At 45.0% G+C, this 24,944-nt stretch carries 18 protein-coding genes and 3 tRNA genes; 19 read left to right on the plus strand and 2 right to left on the minus strand.

Going from position 1 to position 24,944, the window contains the following annotated elements:
- Window positions 1–69 precede the first annotated feature (69 nt).
- The 7 genes from AC1EKB_RS04180 (at window position 70) to AC1EKB_RS04210 (ending at window position 8,763) form a co-directional block, all read left to right on the plus strand.
- Window positions 70–1,050 (plus strand): hypothetical protein, encoded by a 981-nt coding sequence (locus AC1EKB_RS04180; RefSeq protein WP_481248927.1) that lies wholly within the window; start codon window positions 70–72, stop codon window positions 1,048–1,050.
- A 27-nt stretch (window positions 1,051–1,077) separates the two neighbouring features.
- The gene (gltX, locus tag AC1EKB_RS04185; RefSeq protein WP_481248928.1) at window positions 1,078–2,640 is read left to right on the plus strand and encodes a glutamate--tRNA ligase; all 1,563 of its coding nucleotides are present in this window, start codon (window positions 1,078–1,080) and stop codon (window positions 2,638–2,640) included.
- A gap of 183 nt (window positions 2,641–2,823) precedes the next feature.
- Window positions 2,824–2,896: transfer RNA gene (locus AC1EKB_RS04190), tRNA-Glu, on the plus strand.
- Window positions 2,897–2,936: 40 nt separating this feature from the next.
- Window positions 2,937–3,008: transfer RNA gene (locus AC1EKB_RS04195), tRNA-Gln, on the plus strand.
- Window positions 3,009–3,607: 599 nt separating this feature from the next.
- Window positions 3,608–5,035: a metallophosphoesterase family protein gene (locus tag AC1EKB_RS04200; protein WP_481248929.1), complete on the plus strand. Its 1,428-nt coding sequence runs from the start codon at window positions 3,608–3,610 to the stop codon at window positions 5,033–5,035.
- A gap of 98 nt (window positions 5,036–5,133) precedes the next feature.
- Window positions 5,134–6,492, plus strand: coding sequence for a UDP-N-acetylglucosamine 1-carboxyvinyltransferase (gene murA, locus AC1EKB_RS04205; RefSeq protein WP_004133526.1), 1,359 nt, complete (start codon window positions 5,134–5,136; stop codon window positions 6,490–6,492).
- Window positions 6,493–6,681: 189 nt separating this feature from the next.
- A complete protein-coding gene (locus tag AC1EKB_RS04210) occupies window positions 6,682–8,763 on the plus strand; it encodes a serine/threonine protein kinase (RefSeq protein WP_481248930.1) in 2,082 nt (693 codons plus the stop codon).
- A gap of 50 nt (window positions 8,764–8,813) precedes the next feature.
- Here the strand turns inward: AC1EKB_RS04210 and AC1EKB_RS04215 are convergent.
- Both AC1EKB_RS04215 and AC1EKB_RS04220 read right to left on the minus strand, forming a co-directional pair.
- Window positions 8,814–8,886, minus strand: a tRNA-Ala gene (locus tag AC1EKB_RS04215).
- A 125-nt stretch (window positions 8,887–9,011) separates the two neighbouring features.
- Window positions 9,012–9,707, minus strand: coding sequence for a DedA family protein (locus AC1EKB_RS04220; RefSeq protein WP_415694530.1), 696 nt, complete (start codon window positions 9,705–9,707; stop codon window positions 9,012–9,014).
- A gap of 195 nt (window positions 9,708–9,902) precedes the next feature.
- Between AC1EKB_RS04220 and AC1EKB_RS04225 the strand changes: the two genes are divergently transcribed.
- The 12 genes from AC1EKB_RS04225 (at window position 9,903) to pstS (ending at window position 24,898) form a co-directional block, all read left to right on the plus strand.
- Window positions 9,903–10,559, plus strand: a complete 657-nt coding sequence (locus AC1EKB_RS04225) for a teichoic acid transporter (RefSeq protein WP_481248931.1) — start codon at window positions 9,903–9,905, stop codon at window positions 10,557–10,559.
- 120 nt (window positions 10,560–10,679) lie between these two features.
- Entirely contained in the window at window positions 10,680–10,949 is a 270-nt protein-coding gene (rpsO, locus tag AC1EKB_RS04230) for a 30S ribosomal protein S15 (protein WP_004131651.1), read from the plus strand.
- A 480-nt stretch (window positions 10,950–11,429) separates the two neighbouring features.
- Window positions 11,430–14,198 carry a polyribonucleotide nucleotidyltransferase gene (locus AC1EKB_RS04235; protein WP_481248932.1) on the plus strand — a complete coding sequence of 923 codons (2,769 nt, stop codon included), beginning with the start codon at window positions 11,430–11,432 and terminating at the stop codon, window positions 14,196–14,198.
- 183 nt (window positions 14,199–14,381) lie between these two features.
- A complete protein-coding gene (locus AC1EKB_RS04240) occupies window positions 14,382–15,245 on the plus strand; it encodes an aldo/keto reductase (RefSeq protein WP_415694533.1) in 864 nt (287 codons plus the stop codon).
- 83 nt (window positions 15,246–15,328) lie between these two features.
- Window positions 15,329–16,294 carry a purine nucleoside phosphorylase YfiH/LACC1 family protein gene (locus AC1EKB_RS04245; protein ID WP_481248933.1) on the plus strand — a complete coding sequence of 322 codons (966 nt, stop codon included), beginning with the start codon at window positions 15,329–15,331 and terminating at the stop codon, window positions 16,292–16,294.
- 35 nt (window positions 16,295–16,329) lie between these two features.
- Window positions 16,330–17,013, plus strand: coding sequence for a pyroglutamyl-peptidase I (locus tag AC1EKB_RS04250; protein WP_415694535.1), 684 nt, complete (start codon window positions 16,330–16,332; stop codon window positions 17,011–17,013).
- 107 nt (window positions 17,014–17,120) lie between these two features.
- Entirely contained in the window at window positions 17,121–18,512 is a 1,392-nt protein-coding gene (locus tag AC1EKB_RS04255; RefSeq protein WP_415694536.1) for a cell division protein, read from the plus strand.
- 155 nt (window positions 18,513–18,667) lie between these two features.
- Window positions 18,668–20,002 (plus strand): C1 family peptidase, encoded by a 1,335-nt coding sequence (locus AC1EKB_RS04260; protein WP_415694537.1) that lies wholly within the window; start codon window positions 18,668–18,670, stop codon window positions 20,000–20,002.
- Window positions 20,003–20,344: 342 nt separating this feature from the next.
- Complete coding sequence (locus AC1EKB_RS04265) at window positions 20,345–21,529, plus strand: 3-deoxy-7-phosphoheptulonate synthase (RefSeq protein ID WP_481248934.1); 1,185 nt, start codon at window positions 20,345–20,347, stop codon at window positions 21,527–21,529.
- A 658-nt stretch (window positions 21,530–22,187) separates the two neighbouring features.
- Complete coding sequence (locus AC1EKB_RS04270) at window positions 22,188–22,691, plus strand: hypothetical protein (RefSeq protein WP_481248935.1); 504 nt, start codon at window positions 22,188–22,190, stop codon at window positions 22,689–22,691.
- Window positions 22,692–22,699: 8 nt separating this feature from the next.
- Window positions 22,700–23,401 (plus strand): 5'-methylthioadenosine/S-adenosylhomocysteine nucleosidase, encoded by a 702-nt coding sequence (gene mtnN, locus AC1EKB_RS04275; protein WP_481248936.1) that lies wholly within the window; start codon window positions 22,700–22,702, stop codon window positions 23,399–23,401.
- A 282-nt stretch (window positions 23,402–23,683) separates the two neighbouring features.
- The gene (gene pstS, locus AC1EKB_RS04280) at window positions 23,684–24,898 is read left to right on the plus strand and encodes a phosphate ABC transporter substrate-binding protein PstS (protein WP_481248937.1); all 1,215 of its coding nucleotides are present in this window, start codon (window positions 23,684–23,686) and stop codon (window positions 24,896–24,898) included.
- Window positions 24,899–24,944 lie beyond the last annotated feature (46 nt).

The following is a 24,944-nucleotide window of genomic DNA, read 5'->3' on the forward strand; positions in this document are numbered from 1 at the left end:
GACTTTAAAATATGCATAAAAGATGCGTAGAAACCGTGTTTTTTACGGCTAATGCGAAGGAGCGTTATTATGGGTGATTCTGTAGAAAAGCTGGATTCAAAAGCTTTAGATTTGCTTGAGTCTGCTGCAAAGAAGGCCGCGGATTTAACTAAATTGTGGCCTTTAAGCGAGGCTCGCCATTTAGATAATGACGCAAAATATGCGGAAAACCTAGAAGTTAGGGCGATTCGCGCTATTGCACGAATTATTACGGATTTAGACGTTACTGTTCCAGATGCAGAGTTTGTGTATGAAGGTGCGGATGTGATTCCAGGGCGCCCGCAGGAGATAGTTGACGCGCTTTTGGCTGCAGCAAACGCTTACGATGATATGGATTTATGCTACGACCCAGACTATAGCGAAGCGCAAGAAGAGCTAGAAAATAACACGAATGATGTTAGCGCTATTTTCAACAAGCTTGAGTCCAATCTTTCTAACGATGTTAACGCAATCAACGGTGCTGCGGATTCTCTAAGCGTTGCAGGGAATTGGAGCGTTGAGAGCTTGCAAGATGCGTTTAGGTGCGCAAAACAAGAGTGTGAACAATCATATGAACAAGAGCGCGATTTTTACGGGATTAATCCTGTAGAATCGCAAAAAATTACGGCAATACTATCTATTCTTAAAAGTCTTATTGAAAAAACCAGCAACATTTATGAAACTTTGCCTATATTCCTATATATTAACGAGGTGTGCGAGTGTGCTGGAGTTCCGCGAATGATGTTTAAGGACGATCAGTGGCGTGCGCTTGTTGATTGCGCAAAAAGTGGTAAGACTGGCGATGATGGCGAAAATGGCGAAAATAGTGAAAATAATATGAGCGCGCTGGTTGAATTTGCGGCTCCATTGCTTGAGCGTGAATGGTCAAAGCATAAGGAAGATGTTCTTTGGGACCCAGAAGAGGCTAAGAAGCTTGCAAAAGAAGAAGACGATAGAAAGTCTCGCGAAGCTCTTGCTGCTAAGTTTGCGCATGTGGAAGGTAATAAGGAATCGACTCAAGCTCTTGACTAGATAGGCACGTCCGTAACGCGCGGCACAATGGAACCTATGACTGATACAGAGGAAACTCAAGAAGTTGCTAATAATGCAACAAAATCCACAAAGCCTGAACTTCCAAAGAATGTTCGCGTGCGTTTTTGCCCTTCGCCAACTGGTACACCTCACGTAGGTATGGTTCGTACCGCGCTGTTTAATTGGGCGGAGGCTCGCCACACGCATGGCAAGTTGCTTTTCCGCATTGAAGATACAGATAATGAGCGAGATAGCGAGGAAAGCTATCAGCAGATTATTGAGGCTCTTCGTTGGCTAAATATTGATTGGGACGAGGGCATTGATGTTGGCGGAGATAACGGGCCATACCGCCAGTCCCAGCGTATGGAAATTTATAAAGACGTAGCACAAAAGCTTTTCGATGCAGGATACGCTTACGAATCCTTCTCTACTCCTGAAGAGATTAAGGAGCGCAATATTGCTGCTGGCCGTCCAGCTGAATTTGGCTACGATGGCTACGATCGCAATCTTACGGAAGAGCAGAAGCAAGCTTTCCGCGATGAAGGCCGCAAGCCTGCGCTTCGCTTAAAGATGCCAAATGAAGACATTACTTTTAACGATTTAATTCGTGGTGAAATCACTTTTAAGGCGGGTTCTGTTCCTGATTATGTGATTGTTCGACCAAATGGAGATCCACTTTACACGCTTACAAACCCTGTTGACGATGCGTTAATGGATGTAAACGTGGTTTTGCGTGGCGAAGATATTCTTAGCTCCACACCTCGCCAGATTGTGCTTTACCGTTATCTTATGGAAATGGGAATTGCTAAGGAAACTCCGCTTTACGGCCATATGCCTTATGTTATGGGCGAAGGCAAGAAGAAGCTTTCTAAGCGAGACCCTGAGTCCAACTTGTTCTTGCATAGGGATAACGGCTTTATTCCAGAAGGCTTGCTGAACTACTTGGCTTTGCTTGGATGGTCGATTGCGCCTGATCGCGATGTGTTCTCTATGGACGAGATGATTGAAAAGTTTGACGTTCGAGACGTTAAGGCAAACCCTGCACACTTCGACTTAGACAAAGCAATTTCCATTAATGCTGAGCATATTCGCATGCTAGATTCGCAAGACTTCTTGAATCGCTCTGTGCCTTACTTGCATAAAGATGGCGTAGTAAGTGCCGATTCTTGGGATGCGTTAACTGACCGCGAGCGTGAAGTGCTCACCGCTGCTGCTCCTCTTGTTCAGCCTCGCGTGCGCTTGCTTGGCGAAGTTGCTGGCATGGTTGGTAGCCTGTTAAGCGAAGATGGCTACATTGAGCCAGATGACGATGCGCGTAAGCAGCTTAAGGAATCTGCAGGCGAGGTTCTTGATGCTGCGCTCGCTGCTTTGAATGGTGTTGATGCTTCTGATTGGCATACGGATTCTTTGCACGAGCTTTTGAACAAGAAGCTTGTTGAGGAAGCTGGGTATAAGCCGCGATTGGCGTTTGGCCCTGTGCGAGTTGCACTTTCTGGCCGCCGCGTTTCTCCGCCACTGTTTGAGTCCATGGAAATCGTTGGCAAAGACGTGACTTTGGCTCGTTTAGCTGGATTGCGTGAGCATTTGTAAAAAATGATTAAGCTCTAACGCGATTTGCCCCCAATGCTTGTTGATTTTTGCTTGATTGGGGGCATTTTTGTAGCTGATTTATGGTCGATTTGGATGTAGCGCGACACGCCGCTAGTTGCACATATTTGCATTATGTTGTAAAGTCGACATTTGTTGCGTCTAGAGGCGTAGCAAATAAATTAAGCCCCCGTCGTCTAGCGGCCTAGGACTACGCCCTCTCACGGCGCCAACACCGGTTCAAATCCGGTCGGGGGTACAAAGACGGAACGGTTCCAAGAGCCGCGAAGCCTGCCAATTGGGGTATGGTGTAATTGGCAACACAGGTGATTCTGGTTCATCCATTCTTGGTTCGAGTCCAGGTACCCCAGCGAATAGCTCTCGTAATCGCGGGCGCGACGACCTGCTTTTTCGCTTAAAGCGTAGCGCGAAAATGCAATTCGGAGCGCTGAGCTTGCTCAAGGTTGAAAGCACGGTGTGCTTTCAACGCAAGCGAGGACGTTCGCGCAACTAATCCGCGCGAACGATGTGACGGGTTTTGTACCAAATTTGGCCTAGATTACGTACAAAGTGCGTCAATTGGTTTCTGTTTTGCTGCTTACGCGCCTCTTGTGCGAATATTCATCAGCTTAGCTTTACACACTTTTTGGCCTATAACCCTCGAATCTTACGTGCCTCTTGTGCAAGTTTTACGCAAAACAAAACCCCGAGTGATTGGCTCGGGGTTTGAAAGAAGAGAAGAAGAGAGGTTCAGTTATTAGTTCTAAATCACTGATTATTGTGATTTATTTCGTCTATGCTTTATATGTAACCACTCTTTTCTTAATGCGAATAGGTTATTAGCTTAAAGTTATCTTAAAATATTGTAAAAAAACGCTATTTTTGCGGCGTTTTGCAGCCTTCTGCAGTGTTTTTCCGCGTTTTTCCGTGTTTTGTTGATACGCCAGATGCTGTGCCGTATGCTTGAACTATGTTAGAAATTGCAGAATCTGATAAAAGCGACTCTAAGATTTTGGAAAGTAGTCTAAATGGGCAGGTGACTTCTCCAAACGCTAAGTCGTCAAGTTTTGCTAAGTCATCTAATGCATCTGATTCGTCAAAGCTTCCAACATCCGTCTCTGCAAGATTAGGTAAGTTGCAATTTCATCTTTCGGGAAAATTCCGTGTTTTACAGTTTGCAGATGTTCAAGATGCGCCAAAAATCAGCAAAGATACGATTAAGCTAATAGAGTCTGCTTGCGATGCAGTTAAGCCAGATATTGTGATTTTTAGTGGCAATCAAATTGCAGGGTATGCTAAAGATTTTGCGAACACTTTTGTGCGAAGGCGCTGGGATGAGTCGCAAGATGACCGTGGAGTAGATGACCGTGGAGTAGATGCTCGCAAGTCTCATGAAAAAGATTTGCAAGATACGCGCAAAAAAGTCTTAGAGCATATTAAGCGCATGGTAAAGCCTTTAGAAGATCGCTCAATTCCTTGGGCGCTAACGTACGGGAATCACGATTTTCAGTGCGGATTAAGCAATAGCGAGCTGGATTCGTTGTATCAAGAGTTTTCGGGATGCTTGAATCGCCAGCAAACCGATGGGGAATTTTCTAGCGGATCCGCAATGTCTCTTCCAAAAAGCATTTTGCCAAATCAAATCATATTTCCTTGCAAAGCAGGAACTTTTGCTTTGCCTGTTATGGACGTAAATCAAGAAAAAGTCGTATTTTCTATTGTTCTTGTAGATTCTGGCGATTATGAAAAGCGTGGCGGCTACGGAAGTCCTTCTAGTAAGGCACTTGACTTTTTAGCGGATTTGCCAAACTTTTTGCCGCCAAAATTCTGCGTTTTTCAGCATTTTCCGCTTCCGCAATACTACGATTTACTACGCGAAGTTCCTAAAGATTGTGCTGCTAAAGAAAACGCAATCGAAGGTTACAGGCGTTTTGCTGGAAAATACTACGCTTTAGACGATAATCGCGTTTTGCCAGATGGATATCTTGGAGAAGGCGTGAGCTGCCCAGATAAAGACAGTGGGGAATACAATATTTTGCAAAAGATTGGTGCTTTTGCTTTTTGCGCAGGGCACGATCACAGAAACGCGTTTGCGGGCAGGTGCAAGGATTCTGGCATGCTTCTAATGGCCACTGCAACGTGCGGATTTGCGTCTTATGGGCCAGTGGCTTCTAAATGCGGAGCAAGGCTTCTTGAGTTCGACATTCGTCACCCTTATGAGCCTAGAACGCAAATGCTGGAATTTGGCGATTTAGTTGGCAAAGCATCGTCTAAAAAAGCGTACACATATGGATTAAACGCGGATTGTAGTCACGATTTGCCAGAAGTTGATTTATTGCAAAAGCCTTCACTTTTTGCAAGGATTTTAAGAAGATGGCGGTCTATAGTTGCAAAATAGCGTGCGATTATTGTGCGATTGCAACGTCGTTTACATACGATTGGCACGCGTATCGGTATTATAGTTATTAGTTTTAGTTGCAAACGAAAGAGGTAAATGTGTCTGCGCAAAACACGGCTGAACATAACGAAAGTGGCATCGACGCTGCAGACGTTTTACATGTAGAAGGTGGCAAGCCGCTTAACGGAACGATTAAAGTTCGTGGCGCAAAAAACTTTGTTAGCAAGGCGATGGTTGCAGCGCTGCTTGCTCCTGGAAAATCCGTGTTAAAGAATGTTCCAGAGATTAGAGATGTTCACGTTGTTTCGGATTTGCTTCGATTGCACGGTGTAAATGTAAGCGTTGATGGTGCTGCAGGCGTTGTTAGCATCGACGCAAGCAATGTTCAACTTGCAGACGTTGCCGACGTAGACACGTTATCGGGGTCTTCTCGTATTCCGATTCTTTTTTCTGGCCCGCTTCTTCACAGGCTTGGCGAGGCTTTTATTCCAGCGCTTGGTGGGTGCAATATTGGTGGGCGTCCTATAGACTTCCATCTTGAAACTTTGCGCAAGCTCGGCGCAAATGTAAATAAAGACCACGAAGACGGTATTCACATTACTGCCCCAAACGGCTTGCATGGAACTAAAATCCATCTTCCTTACCCTTCGGTTGGTGCCACTGAGCAAACTCTTCTTGCTGCTGTTCTTGCAGAAGGGAAAACGGAGCTTTCGGGTGCAGCAATCGAGCCTGAGATTATGGATTTGGTGGCTGTTTTGCAAAAAATGGGCGCAATCATTTCTGTAGACGTTGATCGCACATTTAGAATTGAGGGCGTTGATAAGCTTCAAGGTTACAATCACACTGCTTTAACAGATAGGATTGAGGCGGCATCTTGGGCTTCGGCGGCGCTTGCGACTCACGGAGATGTGTTTATTAAAGGCGCAACTCAGCCAGAAATGATGACATTCTTAAACGTGTTCCGCAAAGTTGGCGGCCAATTTGACGTTGCAGATAATGGTATTCGATTTTGGCATCCAGGTGGAGACTTGCATCCAGTTGCTATTGAAACCGACGTTCACCCTGGTTTTATGACAGATTGGCAGCAGCCGCTTGTTGTTGCTTTAACGCAAGCTAAAGGCCTGAGCATTGTGCACGAAACAGTGTACGAGAATCGTTTTGGCTTTACAAAGCCGCTTGTGCAAATGGGCGCAATGATTCAGCTGTATCGCGAGTGCTTAGGTTCGCTTCCTTGTCGATTCCAGCAGCGCAATTACAAGCATTCTGCTGTGATTTTTGGACCAACGCCTCTTACTGGTCAAGATATTGATGTTCCAGATTTGCGTGGCGGTTTTAGTCATCTTATTGCCGCTCTTACAGCTAAGGGGCCATCTAACGTTAAGGGTATTTCGCTTATTGACCGCGGTTATGCAGACTTTAGAGGTAAGCTCACTGCTCTTGGCGCAGACATTGATTAGTGTGATTAATACAAGCAATGCAAGCAATGTAAGTAATGTAAGCAATGTGGATAACTTTTCCCTTATTTTTCTAGGGCTTTGATGGCTTTGGTACACATTTTCCATTAAGTCTTTTCTTTGCATGAATTAGTGCATAGAGTTTAGCGCACAGGATTATTATCGGTTTGTTTTTATGAAAGTGCGGTAAATATGGTTTGTGTAGGTGGAAAATATCAGCTTTTGGGAAAACTCGGTTCGGGTGGAACTTCTAGCGTTTATCTTGCTGTAGATAATGTTTTACACAAAAAATGGGCTGTTAAAGAAACGTCTGATGAGCATCTAGATAGTGATAAAAAAGCTTTGATTTTGCAATCGCTTCGAGCAGAAGTAGAGGTTCTAAATCATTGCAATCATCCTTGTATTCCTAGAATCGTTGATTTTTTTGAGGAAAATGGCAGAGCGTACGCAGTTCGCGACTATGTTGAAGGAAGTTCGCTAAAAACGATTATTACGCAAAGCGGAGTTATTGCTCCTAGTCAAGTATGCGCTTTAGGAATCCAGCTATGCGAATTATTGCAATATCTTCACTCGTTAAATCCAGCTGTTGTTTATTGCGACTTAAAGCCTTCTAACGTTATGATTTCTAATGATTCTAGCGTGCATCTAATTGATTTTGGCTCTGCATTAGAGCTTAAAGGCGAAGATGGTGTTTTGGCGCAACCAAGTCGATTTAAGCAAGATGCACGTTTTGCAACATATGGGTTTGCTGCTCCCGAGCTTTTTGAGCAGGGTGCAAAAATTGGCATTTTTACAGATGTTTATGCGCTTGGAGCAACGTTGTTTTACGCGCTTACTGGTACGTGCTATTGCGAGAGTTCCAATCATTCTGATTCCTCTTTACATTTTAACGATTCCGATTTTTCTAGTTTTTCTAGTAATAAGACTTTAGATTTTAAGGATTCTAATAAATCGCATCCGCTTACTAACTTCGACTTGAGCTGCGACGATTGCGATAGTGGTGTGCGATATGTGTTAATGCGCGCATTGGCGCATAATCCAAAGGAACGATACGAAGATTGTGCGGAGTTTTCTCAAGCGTTAAAAGATTGTTTAGAAGATTTAGAATTTGGCGAAAAAGTTGAGTCAAATATGGAAGAATCTGGTCTTGTTTTGCGCAATAAAGGACGTGCGAAAGGTGCGCAAACTCGCAAAAAATATGATGCAAGTCGTAGTAGCCGTGCTCGCTCGCGATTGCGCGTGGAAAGTGGTGATCAAAATATTGGCAAAAGGCATAAGAAAAATGGTATTAAAAATGGTAAGAAAAACATTTTTAAGATTGTTTGTTGCGCCTTAATGGCATTTATTGGATGTATTGTTTTTGCATTTGCTTGTAAATCCGTAATAACAAACGCAAGTAGAGCAAAAGTAATAGAGCTGCGCTCATATGTAAAAAGCGGCAATATTCCTACAAAAAACAAGAACGCTAGCAACATAACAAGCAGTGTTCAAGAATATAAAAAGTACATGTCTAAGGCTGCAAAATCAACAGATTCTAAGCAAATTGTTGAATATGTTAACAAAGCTATGTCTTTACAAGTAAAGCTTTTTAATGCAAATGTTCAGCCTATATCCATTCAGCCAGCGTTGCGACTTTTAGTAAACCAGATTGAAGATTTTCGATGGAGTGCAAGCGAAAGAGAAGATTTTACGTCGTTTGTTAATAAGTACAAGTCGGATCTTAAAAAATCCGAAGATTGGTATGAATTATGCTTATCTGTTGGAAAAGCGTATTGGTATTACGGTGTTAAAGATAAAGAAGAATCAAGTAGTGCGAATAGAAAGGAACGTATTGAACAGTCTGCAAAGTGGTTTGAAGAGGCGCTAAAGGGTGTTAAAGCAAAGGATTATGAGTCAGCGTTAATGTATTCCACGCTTGGCAAAGGCTACTTAGATCTTACGAACTATTCGCAAGCTAAGCCAAAGCCTAAAGTGCGAGAGTATGCTGGAAAGTTGCGCGCTTTTGTTGAAAATGCAAAGAAAAACGAAAATGAGATTGTAAAAATAGATGCAAGTGAGATTGTGTTTGAGTCCCTGAACTCTTGGAGTGCGCAATTTAAGGCAGATGGCGTAAATCAAGATATTGTTGAAAAGATTTTTGACGATGCGTTGGATTTAGCGCGGTCTTTGAAGTCGCAAAATAAAAACGTTGATAACAGAGTTAAGAACATAATGAGCCAGGCAGATCCGCTTATCGATTCGATTGAAAATATATTCGATAACGGCGATGTTTAGGATTTGCAAAGAAAAAGCCCACTGCGGTGGAATGAATGCAGTGGGCTTAGTGGAGCTAATGGTAATCGAAACCACGACCTCTTCGATGCGAACGAAGCGCTCTACCAACTGAGCTATAGCCCCAATGTTTTACACAACTCTGCACACTGTACTACAAAATGCGTAAAAGTACAACGCTAGAAGTGATGGAGTGTTGTAAAACACGATTAATTTTGCTTAAGTTATTTTGCTTAAGTTATTTTGTTAAGCTAATTCTGGTGCGCTTCGTTTTCTAAGCGTTTTTTGGCTTTGTTGGCAGCGTGAGCCTTGTAAAGACCAATAAAAGTTGGAACAAGAGAAATAAGCAAAATCGCCACTATAACAAGCTCAAAATTCTTTTGAACAAAAGGAATATTGCCAAAGAAGTAGCCGAGAAGAGTAAAAAGCGATGACCACACTATTCCGCCAAGAACAGAAAAAGGAGTAAAACGAGTCCAGCGCATGCCAGAAATGCCAGAAATAAATGGCATAAATGTGCGTATAAATGGGAAGAATCTGCCTAAGAACACGGCAATTGGCCCCCACTTATCAATCATTTGCTCTGTTTTAGCAATGCGTTCTGGCGTTAGGGCTTTAACTTTGCCTGATTCAACGATTCGCCTGCCAAAAAAGTGGCCAATAAAGTAGTTGCATTGGTCGCCAATAATGGGCGCAAGCCAAACAACTACGAGCAAAATCGCAAGTGGAAGCGAGCTTTTACCTGTTTGTGCATCTGGTGCTGCAAAGAATCCAGCAGCAAAAAGCAAGGAATCGCCAGGCAAGAATGGGAAGAACACAACGCCTGTTTCAATAAAGATGATTAGAAAAATCAATCCTAGTGCGGGTGCAGTTCCCATAGCAATCCAGCCAGCTATAGCAGAGCGCGGATCTTTAAGAAGGTTGAGAATAAAATGAATAAAACCCATGTATGTACCTAAATCTGTTTGTGATTGCGCATTTTGTTGCAATCGCGTGGAGTATCATTATATTGCACGCTTTAGATAGGGGAATGTGGCTGGTAAGGTATTCACTAAGATTTGCCATTACTAGATTTGTTGTAACAAATTTAATCTAGTCTAATCAGCACTAAGAGTTTAGCACGTTAAAGGAGAGTGCAAGAGATGGATCAGCGTAAAGCAAACGCTAATGCTGCTAATGCTAACGCAGATGAAACCCTTGAGTCGCCTGGCGAATTGGAGTCGGAGCTTTCTATAGCAGATATCTCCAAGCGCCACTCAAATCCTAAGCGTTGGGTGCTTTATTTTGCGATTCTTCTTGTAGCGGTTGTTGTTCCTTATTGGGCAGGTAGAACTTTGGCAGTTCAACACACTGCTTGGGTTGTTAAGAATTTTTCTGGATTATCTGCACAGGGAGTTGTGTTTATTGCTTGGGTTACAACAGTTGCAACTGCTACAGCTTTGGCAATGGCGCTAATTGAGTCTAGTAGATGGCTTTGGCGATTCTTGTTTGTTGTTTTTCTAACAATTGAACAATTTATTAGCGGATTATGCTTGTTGCGCTTAAGTTTTTGGTATTCAACATACGTAGTTTACGGGCCAGCAAGTGGACTTGCAAATGCTGCAAATCTTGGAATAATCTCTGCTGGATTTGGCGTTGCTGTTTATGCGATTTTGTTTGTTGGATTGCTTGTAATGGTTCCTAAAAAGTCGCGATTAAACGTTTTGACTCGCAGCTGGGCTTCGTTCATAATGTTTTATGCTATTGAAGTTCTTGCGATTCTTGTAGTGATTTTTGGCGGATTTATTACTGCTATGTAGGCTTTATAAGCTTGTTTGGGCATAGTTGTAAAATCGAAAATCGGCGTGTAACGCCCGCGGATTTGCAAGCGCTGTATTAAAGGATGCGGCACCGCGCAGTAACTATATAAGGAGGACGCCGTGGCATTAACGGCTGAAGATAAGAAGAACATTATCAACGAATACGCAACGCACGAGGGTGACACGGGTTCCCCAGAGGTTCAGGTTGCTTTGCTCAGCAAGCGCATTTCCGACCTTACCGATCACTTGAAGGAACACAAGCATGATCACCACTCTCGTCGTGGTATGATGCTCATGATTGGTGACCGTCGTCGTCTTCTTGATTACTTGAAGCGCGTAGACATTAATCGCTATCGTTCCTTGATTGATCGACTCGGATTGCGTCGATAAGTCTTTTTGCCCGAGCGTAAGCTCGGGCTTTTGTATTTATGCATCTGTATTTATGCGTATTGTTTATGCAATTCTAGTGAATTTAGTGTGTTTGAAGTAGAATTAAAAAGCTTGATTAAATGGCTGAATTTGAGGTTTGAAGATTTAGGTTTGAAGATTTAGGATTAACGATTTAGATTCTAAGCTAAATAATTTAAGAATAATTGATTTAAGGTTAAATGATTTAGTATTTAAGCGATTTAAGATTTAAGATTTAAGTGATTTAGTTTTAGCAAGTTCTTAAGTTTGTGGGATTTATAACTGAAGAATAAAACATAATTGAATATGGATGATTGAAGTAACCGAAACAAAAAACTACGAAATGTTGGTTATGCATTTTGCAAAGATTCGCGCGGATGTTAGGTAAAGGTAACAAAAAAGCGAGTCTGCCAATGACGACGCATGTTGGTTGATTAGGTAAGTTAAGAAAAGGAGGAACCCGTGGAGGGTCCCGAAATTAAGGCTGTAGAAGCCGTTATTGATAATGGTTCATTTGGAAAGCGTACGCTACGCTTTGAAACTGGTCGCCTCGCTCAGCAGGCTGACGGTGCTGTTGCCGCATACTTGGATGATGATTCCATGATTTTGTCGACGACGACTGCAGGATCTAGTCCAAAAGAAAACTACGATTTCTTCCCACTGACTGTGGATGTGGAAGAAAAAATGTACGCTGCTGGTAAGATTCCAGGATCTTTCTTCCGCAGAGAAGGACGCCCGTCAAATGAGGCAACGCTTGCGTGCCGTATTATTGACCGCCCGTTGCGTCCACTTTTCCCACACACTTTGCGTAACGAAGTGCAAGTTGTAGAAACGATTTTGGCAATTAATCCAGATGATGCTTACGACGTTATTGCTTTGAACGCTGCATCTGCCTCTACTATGATTTCTGGTTTGCCATTTGAAGGCCCAGTTTCTGGTGTGCGTTTGGCTTTGATTGATGGCCAGTGGGTTGCATTCCCACGTTGGAGTGAGCGTGAGCGCGCTGTATTTGAGATTGTTGTTGCTGGTCGCGTTATTGAAAATGGCGATGTTGCGATTGCAATGATCGAAGCTGGCGCCGGTAAGAATGCTTGGAATTTGATTTATAATGAGGGTCAAATCAAGCCAGATGAGGAAGTTGTAGCTGGAGGCTTAGAAGCTGCAAAGCCATTCATTAAGGTTATTTGCGAAGCGCAAAACGAGTTGAAGCGAATTGCGTCTAAGGAAACCAAGGAATTCCAGCTGTTCCCAGAGTATACGGATGAGCTTTATGCAAGAATCGACGAGATTGCTCATGCTGATTTGAACGAGGCTCTTTCTATTGCAGAAAAGCTTCCACGCCAAGACCGCATTGCGGAAATTAAGGAAGGCGTGCGCGAGGCGATTGCGCAAGAGTTTACCGATATGGACGATGAGGAGAAGGAAAAGGAGCTTGGTAACGCCTTTAAGGAGTTGCAGCGCCAAATTGTTCGTCGTCGTATTTTGACGGAAGATTACCGAATTGACGGTCGTGGCTTGCGCGATATTCGTACGCTTAGTGCCGAAGTCGATATTGTTCCTCGCGTTCATGGTTCTGCGCTCTTCCAGCGCGGTGAAACCCAGATTTTGGGCGTAACTACTTTGAACATGCTTAAGATGGAGCAGCAAGTGGATGCGCTTTCTGGCCCACAAACCAAGCGCTATATGCATAACTACGAGATGCCTCCATACTCCACTGGAGAAACGGGTCGCGTTGGATCTCCTAAGCGCCGCGAGATTGGTCATGGTGCTTTGGCAGAGAAGGCTTTGGTGCCAGTTTTGCCAAGCCGCGAAGAGTTCCCATATGCTATTCGTCAAGTCTCGGAAGCTATTGGTTCCAACGGTTCCACTTCTATGGGCTCCGTGTGCGCTTCTACGCTTTCTTTGCTCGCTGCTGGCGTTCCTTTGAAGGCTCCAGTTGCTGGCATTGCTATGGGCTTGGTTTCTGGAGACGTTGATGGCAAGCACATCTTTAAGACTTTAACCGATATTCTTGGCGCAGAAGATGCGTTTGGAGATATGGACTTTAAGGTTGCTGGTACGTCTGAATTTATTACTGCTTTGCAGCTTGACACAAAGCTCGATGGTATTCCAGCTGATATTTTGGCTGCCGCTTTGCAGCAAGCTCACGAGGCACGCACGACTATTCTTGAAGTGATTAACGAGTGCATTGATTGCCCAGCGGAGATGAGCCCATTTGCTCCACGCATTATTACAACTACGATTCCTGTAGATAAGATCGGTGAAGTGATTGGCCCTAAGGGCAAGATGATTAACCAGATTCAAGAAGAAACTGGTGCAGAGATTGCTATTGAAGATGATGGTACTGTTTACATCTCGTCCGAAGGTGGCGAAGCTGCCGAGAAAGCAAAGGAAATCATCGATTCTATTGCAAATCCGCGCATTCCAAAGGCTGGTGAGACTTTTACTGGTAAGGTTGTTAAGACTACGAGCTTTGGTGCTTTCGTAAACTTGACTCCTGGAAGCGACGGCTTGTTGCATATTTCCCAGATTCGTAATCTTGCTAACGGTGAGCGCATCGACACTGTTGAAGATGTGCTTAAAGAGGGAGATAGTGTAGAAGTAATCGTGCAAAGCGTAGATGAGCGTGGCAAGATTTCTTTGGCAATCCCAGGTTTTGAGAATCAGGAATCTTCTGCTCCAGCGCCTCGCGAAAACCGTGGTCGCGGATCTCGCGAAGATCGAGAAGATAGGGAAGATCGCAGAAGTGATCGTAGGCGTGCTCCACGCGACGATAGGGACGATAGAGGAGACAGAGGCGATAGAGATGATCGTCCTCGCCGCCGCGCTGTTCGCGATGATCGCGATTCGCGCTATGACGATAGGGAAAATCGTTCTGATCGTTCCAGCCGCTACGATGAACGCTCTTCTAGAAGGGATGATCGCAGAAGCGATCGCTACGATAACAACGATTATGACGATCGTCCTCGCCGCCGTAGCGTTCGCGACGATCGCGATTCGCGCTACGACGACCGAGACGATAGCTCAAGCGAGCGCGCAGAGCGTTCCGATCGTTCCGACGACCGCGCAGAGCGCCCTCGTCGCGGATCGGATCGCAGAGTGAGTGACCGCAATTTGCGCTATGCAGCAGACGATGACCACTACGATGAGTACCGCGCTGCTCGCGAAGAGCGCTCTGAGCGCCCTCGTCGCAGAATCCGCCGCGATTTTGACCCATTTGACGAGGATTAATCGCAAGCTAATCGCAGATTAATTGCAGACTAATCGCAAGTCAAAAATGCAAGCGCATAAGCGCCTAATCATAAGCGCTTAATCGTCTAATTGCATAAAATAAAAATAAATCTAAATGCCTTCAAGTTGCTTTTTGCGCTTGGGGGCATTTTGAAACATTTGAAGTATTTGAACAGGAGCAAAATGGCCATGAATCGCACTCTAGGATCGTTCAACACTACAGCTATCGGTTTTGGCGAGATGCCTCTAACGATTGAAAACAATCTTGGACACAGTATGGGCATTGAAACAATCCACGCGGCTCTAAACGCTGGATGCACGCATATAGATACGGCGTGGGCGTATTATTGCTCGGGCGGCGAGGAACAAACTGGCGAAAAGCTTGTGCGCGAGGCATTGGATAGCTGGAATGGAGACAAGTCTTCGATTCTTGTTGCAACAAAAGTCGGTCACTTCCGCAACTTTACAGATGGCAAGCCAACGTGGGGTAAAGATGGAAAGCCAGAGCATTTGATTGCGCACGCTAAAGAGTCGGCAATGGCTCTTGGCGTAGATACGATTGATTTGCTTTACTTCCACAGGCCAGATCCAGAAGTTCCATACAACGAGTCGATTGAAGCAATGCAACAGCTGCTTGATGAGGGCGTTGCGCGAGAAATCGGCATTTCTAACGCATCTGTTGAGCAGATTGACATTGCGCGTGGGATTTTGGGAGAAAAGCTTGTTGCTGTTCAAAATCAGTATTCGCCAGTGCATCTAGAAAATGAAGACACGTTGCAATATTGCAAGAAGCTTGGAATTGCGTTTGTTTGCTGGAGTCCTCTTGGAGGGTTCCGTCACCCGTACGACGAGCATCTTTTTGACCCATTCCGCAAAGTTGCAAATGATCACAACGTTAGCTATCAACAGGTTGTTTTGGCTTGGGAGCTTGCTAAAGGAAACAATGTTTTTGTTATTCCAGGCGCGCATAGGCCAGCTACGATTTTAGATAGCTTAAAGGCTGCAGATTTGCAATTAAGCGATGAAGAATTAGCTTATTTGGGTTAGTTTAATTTTGATTAACTTTTACATCAAATAAGTTGTTACATCAAATAAGACAAAACGAATAAGACAAAACGAAAGCGAATAATATGCAAGAAACTAGCGTAGCAGGAATGCCACTTGCGCATGAAGACGAAGATGGCTTGCCAATTCCAGTGACAATTCCAGTGCCACTGGGCGCGCGCGCTCATGCTGTTTTTACAACGCGATTAGGTGGAATTTCCGAAGGTGCGTTTGCTTCGCTTAATTTAGGAGGCAAAGCTGGCGACGATGCTAAATCTGTGTTTAGCAACCGTTGTGCTTTGCAACGCGCGCTTAAATCTGACTTGTGTCTTGTTAGCCAAGTTCACGGAAATAGCGTTTTTGATGCAGATTCAATAGTTGATTCGTGGAATGCTCCGTATGGATTTGATGCTACAGGTTTTGCAGATTCACACGCTAAAATCGAAGCGGACGCGCAAGTTTCAACTGCTTGCTCACTTGCTTTAGGAATGTTTGCTGCGGATTGCTTGCCAGTTTTGCTCGCGGATAGTGAATCTGGTGTAATTGCTGCAGCACATTGCGGCAGAAAAGGTTTAATGGCTGGCGTGCTTGATTCTGTTATTGAAGCAATGTGCGAAAAGGGAGCCGAACGCTCGAATATAACAGCTGTTTTGGGACCATGCATTTGTGGTGATTGCTACGAAGTTGGCGAAGAAATAGCGTACGATTTTGAACGCCGATACCCGCAAACTGTAACGCAAACGCGTTTTGGTGGACTTGGAATTGATATTGCAGAAGCTGCTCGCATTGATCTAGCGCTTGCAGGAGTTGCAAACGTTGTTGACGCTTTGCCGCGCGTTACAGCTGCAACGCAATATTTGGCTAAAGACGAAGAGTTGCAAACGATTTGTAAGGTAGACGGCGAAGGTGAAGCGCTGGAAAGTCGCCTTAAGGTGTTGCAAAACCCAATGTGTACGCTGGAAAATCCATTATGGTATTCTCACAGGCGCGCTGGTCTTGCAGGAAAATCTCACGAAGGACGATTGCTTGCGCTTGTAGTTAAAGACAAGTAAAAGCTATTGTTAGAAAGCTATAGAAAGCTATTGTTATGAATCAAATTAACGTAGTGATTTCTGGGTTTGGGCCATACGAGGATTTAAGCATAAATCCTTCGCACGAAGTGCCGCTAGCTCTTGAACACGCCAAAAATGGCGATTTGCTTGCGGATTTTGATCTTCTAGAAGATGTTAGCGTAAAAATCACGTCTGTAATGTTGCCAATCAGCTTTGCAAATGCTTGGCCTCATCTTTTAGAAACGATTAACGCGCAAGACGCGGATATTGTAATTGCAACAGGCGTAAAGCACGCGGCTCGTGGAGTGCAACTAGAACGATGTGCTACAAACATAATGGATGCAAATAAGCCAGACGTAGATAACCACACTCCTCAAAGCGTACCAATCGTTGAAAATGGGCCTGCTGCGTACTGGACTAGGCTGCCGCTAAGAATGATTCTAAACGATTTTGCTCATAGTGGGATTGCATCCACACTAAGCTCGGATGCAGGAACATACGTTTGCAATTCGCTATTTTATAGATTGCTAGATTGGGCGTCGAATAATTCTAAAAAGCGCATAATTGCAGGGTTTGTAAGTTTTCCGCCAGTGGTTGCGTTGCATGATGCACGCCACGGGCTGCCATTGGACGCGCAGATAAAAGCTGGAAAAAGCATAATTTGCGAAGCTGTAAATTACTATATGAAACCTTCGTCTTCGGGAATATTGCTCAAGTAGTTTGCGCGACACGCTCGAGTGTTTTAGCAACTAAAGTGATAGCGTTATTGCTGATGGAGTGTGCACGATAAGTAGTAGTCGTGCGGGGGTTTGTGAAAGGAATAAATATGGTGCCAGATCGTTTCCCAACTGCTTTGCGAGGGTACGACAAAGATAAAGTCAACGAAGCCTTTACCAACTATGAGCGCACAATATCGCGTTTGCGTGAACAAGTGCGATCTAGTGACGAATCTATTCTTCAATTGCAAGCACAATTGCAAGAAGAAAAAAATAATGTAAAACGTGCAAAAAGCGGAAATACTTTTGCATCTTTGGGCGCAAATGCGCAACAATTACTTGCTTCGGCAGAACAGACGAGTGCACAATTAATTGAGCGTGCAAAGCAAGACGCTGCGTCTATTAAAAAAACGGCTCAAGCTCAGGCAGGAACTTTGCTGAATAATGCAAAATTAGACGCGGAACATTTGCTTCAAGAAGCGCAAACTAAGGCAGATACGCTGCTTTCTACGGCAAGTAATAAGGCAAATCAGATGACAAGCGCTGCGAAAGAGGATTCAGAGCGTTTGCGCGAAACAACGAGTAAAGATGTTAATGCACAAAAAGATGCTGCAACGCTAGAAATCAACAATGCGCGTGAAGAGCACACGAAGCGAATGGCATCCGAAAAATCCGAGCAAGAACGTGCAATTGCACAGCTAAAGGCGGATGCAGCGCAAAAAATCGCGGAACAAAGGTCGGCTGCAAACGCGGAAATCGCACATGCTAAAGCAGAAACGAATGATCAAATTGAATCGGCTTTAGCAGAGGCGAATAAGAAGCTTGCAGATATGCAAGAGCGCGCAACAAAGATGATGGCGGATGCTCAGCGCAAGGCTGGCGAAATCACGGATGCTGCAGCTGCAAAGGCCCAAGAGATTGCAGACGAAGCGCAAGTTGAGCGCACGCGTACTCTTAGCCAAGTTAGTGCAGAAGTTGAGCAAATTAGAAACGATATTGCCGCTCAGCAAGAAGAGGCTACAAAAAAGGTGAACGAGCTTATTTCTGGTCTAAAAGAGCGCGAGCGTGCTGCGCAAGAAGAGGCGGATGCGCTTGTTGCTAGAGCGAAAACAGTGCATCAAGATGCGGATGATTATGCTGCTCAAGCGCATAAGGATGCGGATGCTCAGGCTGCGCAAATCGTTCGCAAAGCTATGCAAGACGCTACTGCTCAAGTGGAAGAGCGTAGGGCGGCGGCTCAGAAGGAGCTGGACGGCATGACGGCGCGCTTAACGCAGTTGCAGCATAGGGAAGCGCAAATCACGCAGCGCGTTACTGAGCTTAGGTCGCTTTTTGCAAACGCATTCTCGGGATTTGACTTTGGAGATGCATCTGGCAAGCAGAGCAATTCTGGCGATTCTGCAGGTGATGATGCTTCGGAGCGTAGAGATGCGGATGCTCAAAAGCAGGCTAGAAAAGACGCTCAAGCTCAAGTTGAAGAGGCAATTGCGCAGGAGTCTTGATTTGCTGGCGTAGATGCGCGCGGTGTGATTTGGATGCGTGATTTGGATGCGTGATTTGCGCGGAAAAATCGCAAGCAGACGCAAGATTTGCGAAAAAAGCTAAAATAAACTATAAAAAATAAACATAAAATAAGAAAAACAAGAAAGGTTATACAGTGACTGAGATCTCTGAATTAAGTGCCGAAGCTTTGCAAGGTTTGCGTGACGATTTTGACGCAAATCCATTGAATCGTTTGGCAATGAACGGCGTTACGGCTGCAGGAATCGAAAAAGTGGCGCGAAATTACGACCGCGCTCGCTTGCTGCAGCGCCGATTCTCAACGGTTGTGGATAATGGCGACGCAAGGCATCAGGATCATTCTGGTCGCTGCTGGTTATTTAGCTCTTTGAATGTTGCGCGATTTGTTGCTAAAAAATCGCTTAAAGTTAAGGATTTTGAGTTTTCGCAAAATTACGCAATGTACTTCGATAAGCTTGAGCGAATCAACTACTTCTTAAAGGATGTTGCGGCTCTTGTTCGCTCTGGAGAGCCTTCCGATTCTCGTTTATTGCAGCATTTGCTCAGTGACGTTATGGGTGACGGCGGTCAGTGGACTATGGCTATGAACGTCTATAAGAAGTATGGCGCTGTTCCTAAGGATTTGTATCCAGAAACCGAGTCTTCTAAAGACACTGGCGATATGAATACTCAGCTTAAAAAGCTTTTGCACACGGCTGTGGCTCATATGTATGCCAACGCTGCCGACATTGACAATATTATTGAGACGACTATGGCTGCGGGTCATAGGATTCTTACAATCCACTTGGGTGAGCCGCCAAAGAGCTTCGATTGGGAGTGGACAGACGAGGACGGAAAGTTCCATCGCGATGGCGAAATTACGCCAGTTGAGTTTTGGAAGAAGTACGTTACTGCTGGTTTGGAAGACTACGTTTGCTTGGTGGACGATCCACGTGCGGAGCATCCAAAGGGCAAGAAGATTGCGATTGAGCACTTGGGCAATGTTGCTGGCGGAGACTCTACGGAATATTTGAACGTGCCAAATCAGTTTATGAAGGATTGCGTGCGTAAGATTCTTGTTGAGCAGGGCATTCCAGTTTGGTTTGGTGCGGATTGCCACCCTATGATGGATCGCGATAATGGCGCGTGGGCTACGGATTTGTTTGAGTACGATCGCGTTTACGGCGTTGATTTTGATTTGAACAAGGAGCAGCGCGTGCGTTTTGCTGATTCGGCTATGAATCATGCTATGGCGTTTGCTGGAGTTGATGTTGCGGATGATGGCACGACTACTCGCCGTTGGCGCGTGGAGAACTCTTGGGGACCAGAGATTGCGGACAAGGGTTACTTTACTATGAGCGACGATTGGTTTACTGAGTACGTGTACGAGGTGGCTGTGCCTAAGGCGCTTTTGCCAGAAGAATATAAGAAAGCACTAGAAGAACCAGCAATCGTTTTACCAGCGTGGGACCCAATGGGCGCATTAGCCTAGCTTGAAATCACTAGGATTTCAAGCTACTCTAATGCGCCCGAGCCGCTTAAGGCAGAAGCATTGCTTCTGCTGCGGCGAGGACGTTCGCGCGCTTAGACCGCGCGAACGAAATGGCCTAGCTTGAAATCACTAGGATTTCAAGCTACTCTAATGCGCCCGAGCTGCTTAGGGCAGAAGCATTGCTTATGCTGCGCTTTGACTGAGCTTGAAATTGCATAACGCATTTCAAGCTCAGTCAAAGCGCAAAGTCAGGTCGGAGCGACTACATAAACTTGTAGTGCTTTTGTAATTACGTCAAATGCTTCCACATCAAGCGCAGCTTATTTTATAGGATGGTGACAAATGGAATCTACGCCTGATCAGCGTGTTTCAAGCGCAGTCAAGCAAGCTGTTGAAAACGGTATGAATCCGCTTGACTCGTCTAAATTCGAGCGTTGGGAAGACCAGGTTGGCGTAGATCGCATAATTAACCGCCGCGTGTTGGAGTTGGATCCGCTTCCCACTCCTGCTCAAGTTCTTGGCGAGTTGCCACTTTCTCCGTATGCGCAAGATATTGTTGCCGAGTCGCGCGATGAGATTCGCGGATGTCTTAACGGAGACGACGACCGCTTGCTTGTAGTCGTTGGGCCTTGCTCGGTTCACGACCCTGATGCGGCTCTTGACTACGCGTCTCGTTTGGCAGATTTGCGCGCAAAGCTCGAAGGTGAGCTTTTGATTGTTATGCGCGTTTACTTTGAAAAGCCGCGCACAACAGTTGGTTGGAAAGGTTTGATTAACGACCCAGATATTGATGGCACGCACGATATTCACAAGGGTTTGCTTTTGGCACGCCGCACGCTTCTTGGCGTGCTAGACGCTGGTTTGGCTGCAGCAACCGAGTTTTTGGAGCCAACTAGCCCGCAGTTTATTGCGGATGCGGTTAGCTGGGGGGCGATTGGCGCGCGCAACACGGAATCACAGATTCATCGCCAGCTTGCTAGCGGTCTTTCTATGCCAGTCGGATTTAAGAACGCTACAGATGGCTCTGTTACAGCCGCCGTCAATGGCTGCCTAGCTGCCAGCCAGCATCACACTTTCTTTGGAATTGACCATCTTGGACGCGCTTGCGCTGTGCAAACGCTTGGAAACCCTGATTGTCATGTTGTTTTGCGCGGCTCTAGCAAGGGTCCAAACTACGATGCATCTTCTGTTGCAGCTGCCGTTGCTTCAGTTCGATTGAGGCTTGGAGCGAATTGCGTAGCGTCTAATGGCGTTGTAATCGACTGCTCGCACGGAAACTCTGGCAAAGATGAACATCGACAGATTCAAGTTGTGCAAGATATTGCGGATCGTTTTGCGCACGGCGAAAAAGGCATTAAAGGCGTTATGATGGAAAGCTTCTTGCAAGGCGGAAACCAAGATCCTGCGCCTTTGAGTGAGCTTGAGTACGGAAAGTCGATTACGGATCGATGCATTTCTTGGGAGGATACTGAGCATTTGCTTAATACTCTTGCGCAGTCTGTTTCTGCTCGCCGACTTAAGTCTTGAGTCGCTCCGACCTGCCGTAGCGCTTAAAGCGTAGCGCGAAATTCTCTGTTTACTGTTACGCGAATTCCTGTTTGGTGTGTAGGAGGGCTGGGTGTTTCTACGCTCGCGCGGATTAGCCGCGCTCACGCCTTCGCCGCATGTAAAGTCCACTGGACTTTACATTTAAGCGGCTCAGCGAATCGAGGTGACTTCTCGCGCGCTATGCAGCTCGAAGTCGTCGATTCGCACAACGCTCCGCCTCTTACGCGTTGTCTGTTGTTGCGGTTGTTCCGATTTGGCTTTAATTTTTTGTTTTTGGTTGAAGTTTGTTTGTAGGCGTGTGCCATTGGATTATTTGGTATCGGCTGCCGCTCTTATACTGTTCGACCAAGAATCACCCAGCCCTCTTACGTGATTGAACAATTGCGTATTGCTTAAACGCCTGAGATTCTCGATTTTTCTTGCTGCTTCAGCGAATCACCATTTCATGCTGAGGCTCACCTCGCTCGCTGCGAAAAATCTCGAATCTCTACCTAGCTTGCGCTCCGATCTGCCTTCGAGCTTAGAGCGTAGCGCGAGAATGCACTTCGATTCGCTGCGACACGCCGTGTTTTTTTTAGTTGCAAACTATTACAATAAAACCTCAAATGGTCAGCATTTTTGAACAAAGGAGTGCAAAATGTGTGAATCGCCAGCCCCAGAGCCTGCAATCGCACCAGCCCCCAATCGCAATAGTCTTTCCAAAGATAAAGATGGCGTTTTAAGCCGCGCTCTGCCAATCGCGCGATACGCGATTTTTGCGCTTCTGCTTGCTGGCGCGTTTCTTCTTGCGCTTGCGTGGTATCGAGGCACTCACAGCAAAGGCTACACTGTTGTTACCTGTTCTGCACTATGGTTTAGCGTTATTGTTCCGTTTATTACGTTGATTGTGCTTTGTGTTTTTGTGCGCGGATGGCGTCTTGTTGTTGGCTCTATAATTTGCGTTTTGCTAATAGCGTCTTTCTTTGGATTTATTGCGCTTCAAGATCAAATCATGGAGTTTTTGAATGTTCCCGCTACAAATCCTTGGTTTGAATTCACGTGCAGCGCTTTGCTAAAAATCGCAACCGCGTCTTTTGTTATTATGTGTTGTGTAAGCGTATTTTTGATTAAACGCAATGCAACGCACAATATTAAAGGATGATTTAACGAATGCCTAAGTTTACGAAAATTGCCATTATTGGCGCTATGGAAGAAGAAGTTGCGCACATTGCTGCCTCGCTTAGCAATGTAAAGCATTATAATGCCGCTAGCCTTGACGTATCTTGCGGCGTGCTTGAATGCGAAGATGGCGGAAAAATCGAAGTTGCTGCCACAGTTGGCGGAATGGGACTTGTAAATGCCGCTGCAACTGCGCAGTATTTAATTGATACGTACAAGCCGCAGGCTGTAATCTTTTCGGGAATTGCAGGAAATCTCAATAAAAATTTGCATACGAATGATGTTGTTCTTGGAAAAACATTAAGATATTTAGACACCGACATGCGCATGATTAGTCAGTGGAAACCGTTTACAAACGAGTACCATTCAGACGATTATCTTCTTAAAACAGCAGACAGTGTTTTAACAAAGATGGGCATTAATCACATTTTGGGAACAATTGCCTCTGGTGGATATTTTGTAGACACGCCCGAAAAAGTGGCGGAAGTAATTGAGGCGACTCAAGCGGATGCTGTAGAAATGGAAGGCGCTGCGATTCTTCACGTTGCTGCAAGAAACGACATTCCAGCGTTAGTTGTGCGCGCAATGAGCGACAATGCGGACACAAAATACGAGGAGTTTCACACTTTCGACATATCCGAATACGCGGATACAGCTGCAAAAATGACGGTAAATATTGCTAGAAATTTGTAGAATTCAACACGCCGATGTGGTCGCCGACGCGTTGCGCCGTCAATCAAAAGACTAGTAGCGCTAAATGCCGCCATTTTCTAAGCTCAATCAGATTTTGGCGGCAAGGTTTTTACCCCTCTCTTAATATTGGCATCGTTAATAGAAGAAAAAGGTAATAAGAAATAAAAGATGCCAGTTTTGAACATTAGTTTAATTAATTTAAGAGGAAAATTTGCGGTAGGTTATACGAGAAACGCAGATTGGCTGGCATAATGGCAATTCTTCTTGAAAGGAATGAAGAATATGCGTAAAAATGCAGTAAAAAATACAGTAGAAAATACAGTAGAAAATAATACAGTAAAAAATCAATCAATAAAGTCTAACACAAAGTGGAATATGCGCGCGATTGCAGCAGGATTGTTAGCGTCCGCAACTTTAGTAAGCTTTGCGGCTTGTGGCGACAATATTCCTGCAAGCAGTTCGCAACCGTCCGCAAATTCTTCCGCAAAAATCGTAGGAAACTTCCAAGGCTCGGGAGCCTCTTCTCAGCAGGTTGCTGTAGAAGCGTGGATTGCAGGATTCCAATCTAAGAATCCTGGCGCCAAAATCGCTTATAATCCAACTGGCTCAGGCGCAGGAGTAACAACATTTATGACGGGTGCCACAGCTTGGGCTGGATCCGATAAATCGCTAAGCGACGACGAGATAGAAAAATCAAAGTCGGTTTGCGCTAATGGCACTACATCTTTCGACGTTCCAGTATACGTTTCTCCAATCGCAGTAATCTTTAATCTAAAAGGCGTTTCGGATGCTGGAAAACACATAAATATGGACGCTTCTACAATCGCAAAAATCTTCGACGGCAAGATTACGCGTTGGAATGACGATGCAATTAAATCGCAAAATCCAAAGCTAAAGCTTCCAGATAAGCCGATTACAGTTGTTCACAGGTCCGATAAGTCTGGCACAACGCAGAACTTCTTAAGCTACATAAAAGACGTTGCTCCAAGCGATTGGTCCTACGATCTTAGCGAAAATTGGCCAAATAGTGTAGGCCAGGGCGCAAAAGGCACGTCTGGCGTTGTTTCCACAATCCGCATGGCAGACGGAGCGATTGGATACGCGGACTTCTCGCAAGTTGGAAAGCTTGGAACTGTTGCAGTAAAAGTGGGAGATTCTTACAACCAAATTAGCCCAGAAGGCGGCTCTATAACCGTTAACGATTCAAAGGTTGACGAAGATGCTGCAGCAAAATCAAAGCACCGCGTTGTTGTTAAAATAAACCACAAAACGGAAGAAAAAGGCGCTTATCCGATTGTGCTAGTTTCTTACGATATTGTGTGCAATGCGTACAAAGATGCTGCAACAGCGCGATTTGCAAAGTCGTGGCTTAGCTACGTTACTAGCAAAGATGGCCAGGCTGCGGCTCAAGGTGCTGCTGGAACTGCGCCTTTGCCAGAAAAACTTATGGGCAGGATTAATAAGTCGATTCAGTCGATTCAGTCGGTTGGCAAGTAAAAATAGTAATTTGCCAAGATTTTAGAGTAGTCAATATATTGCTGCT

This window comes from Gardnerella sialicivorans subsp. sialicivorans (assembly GCF_056746795.1).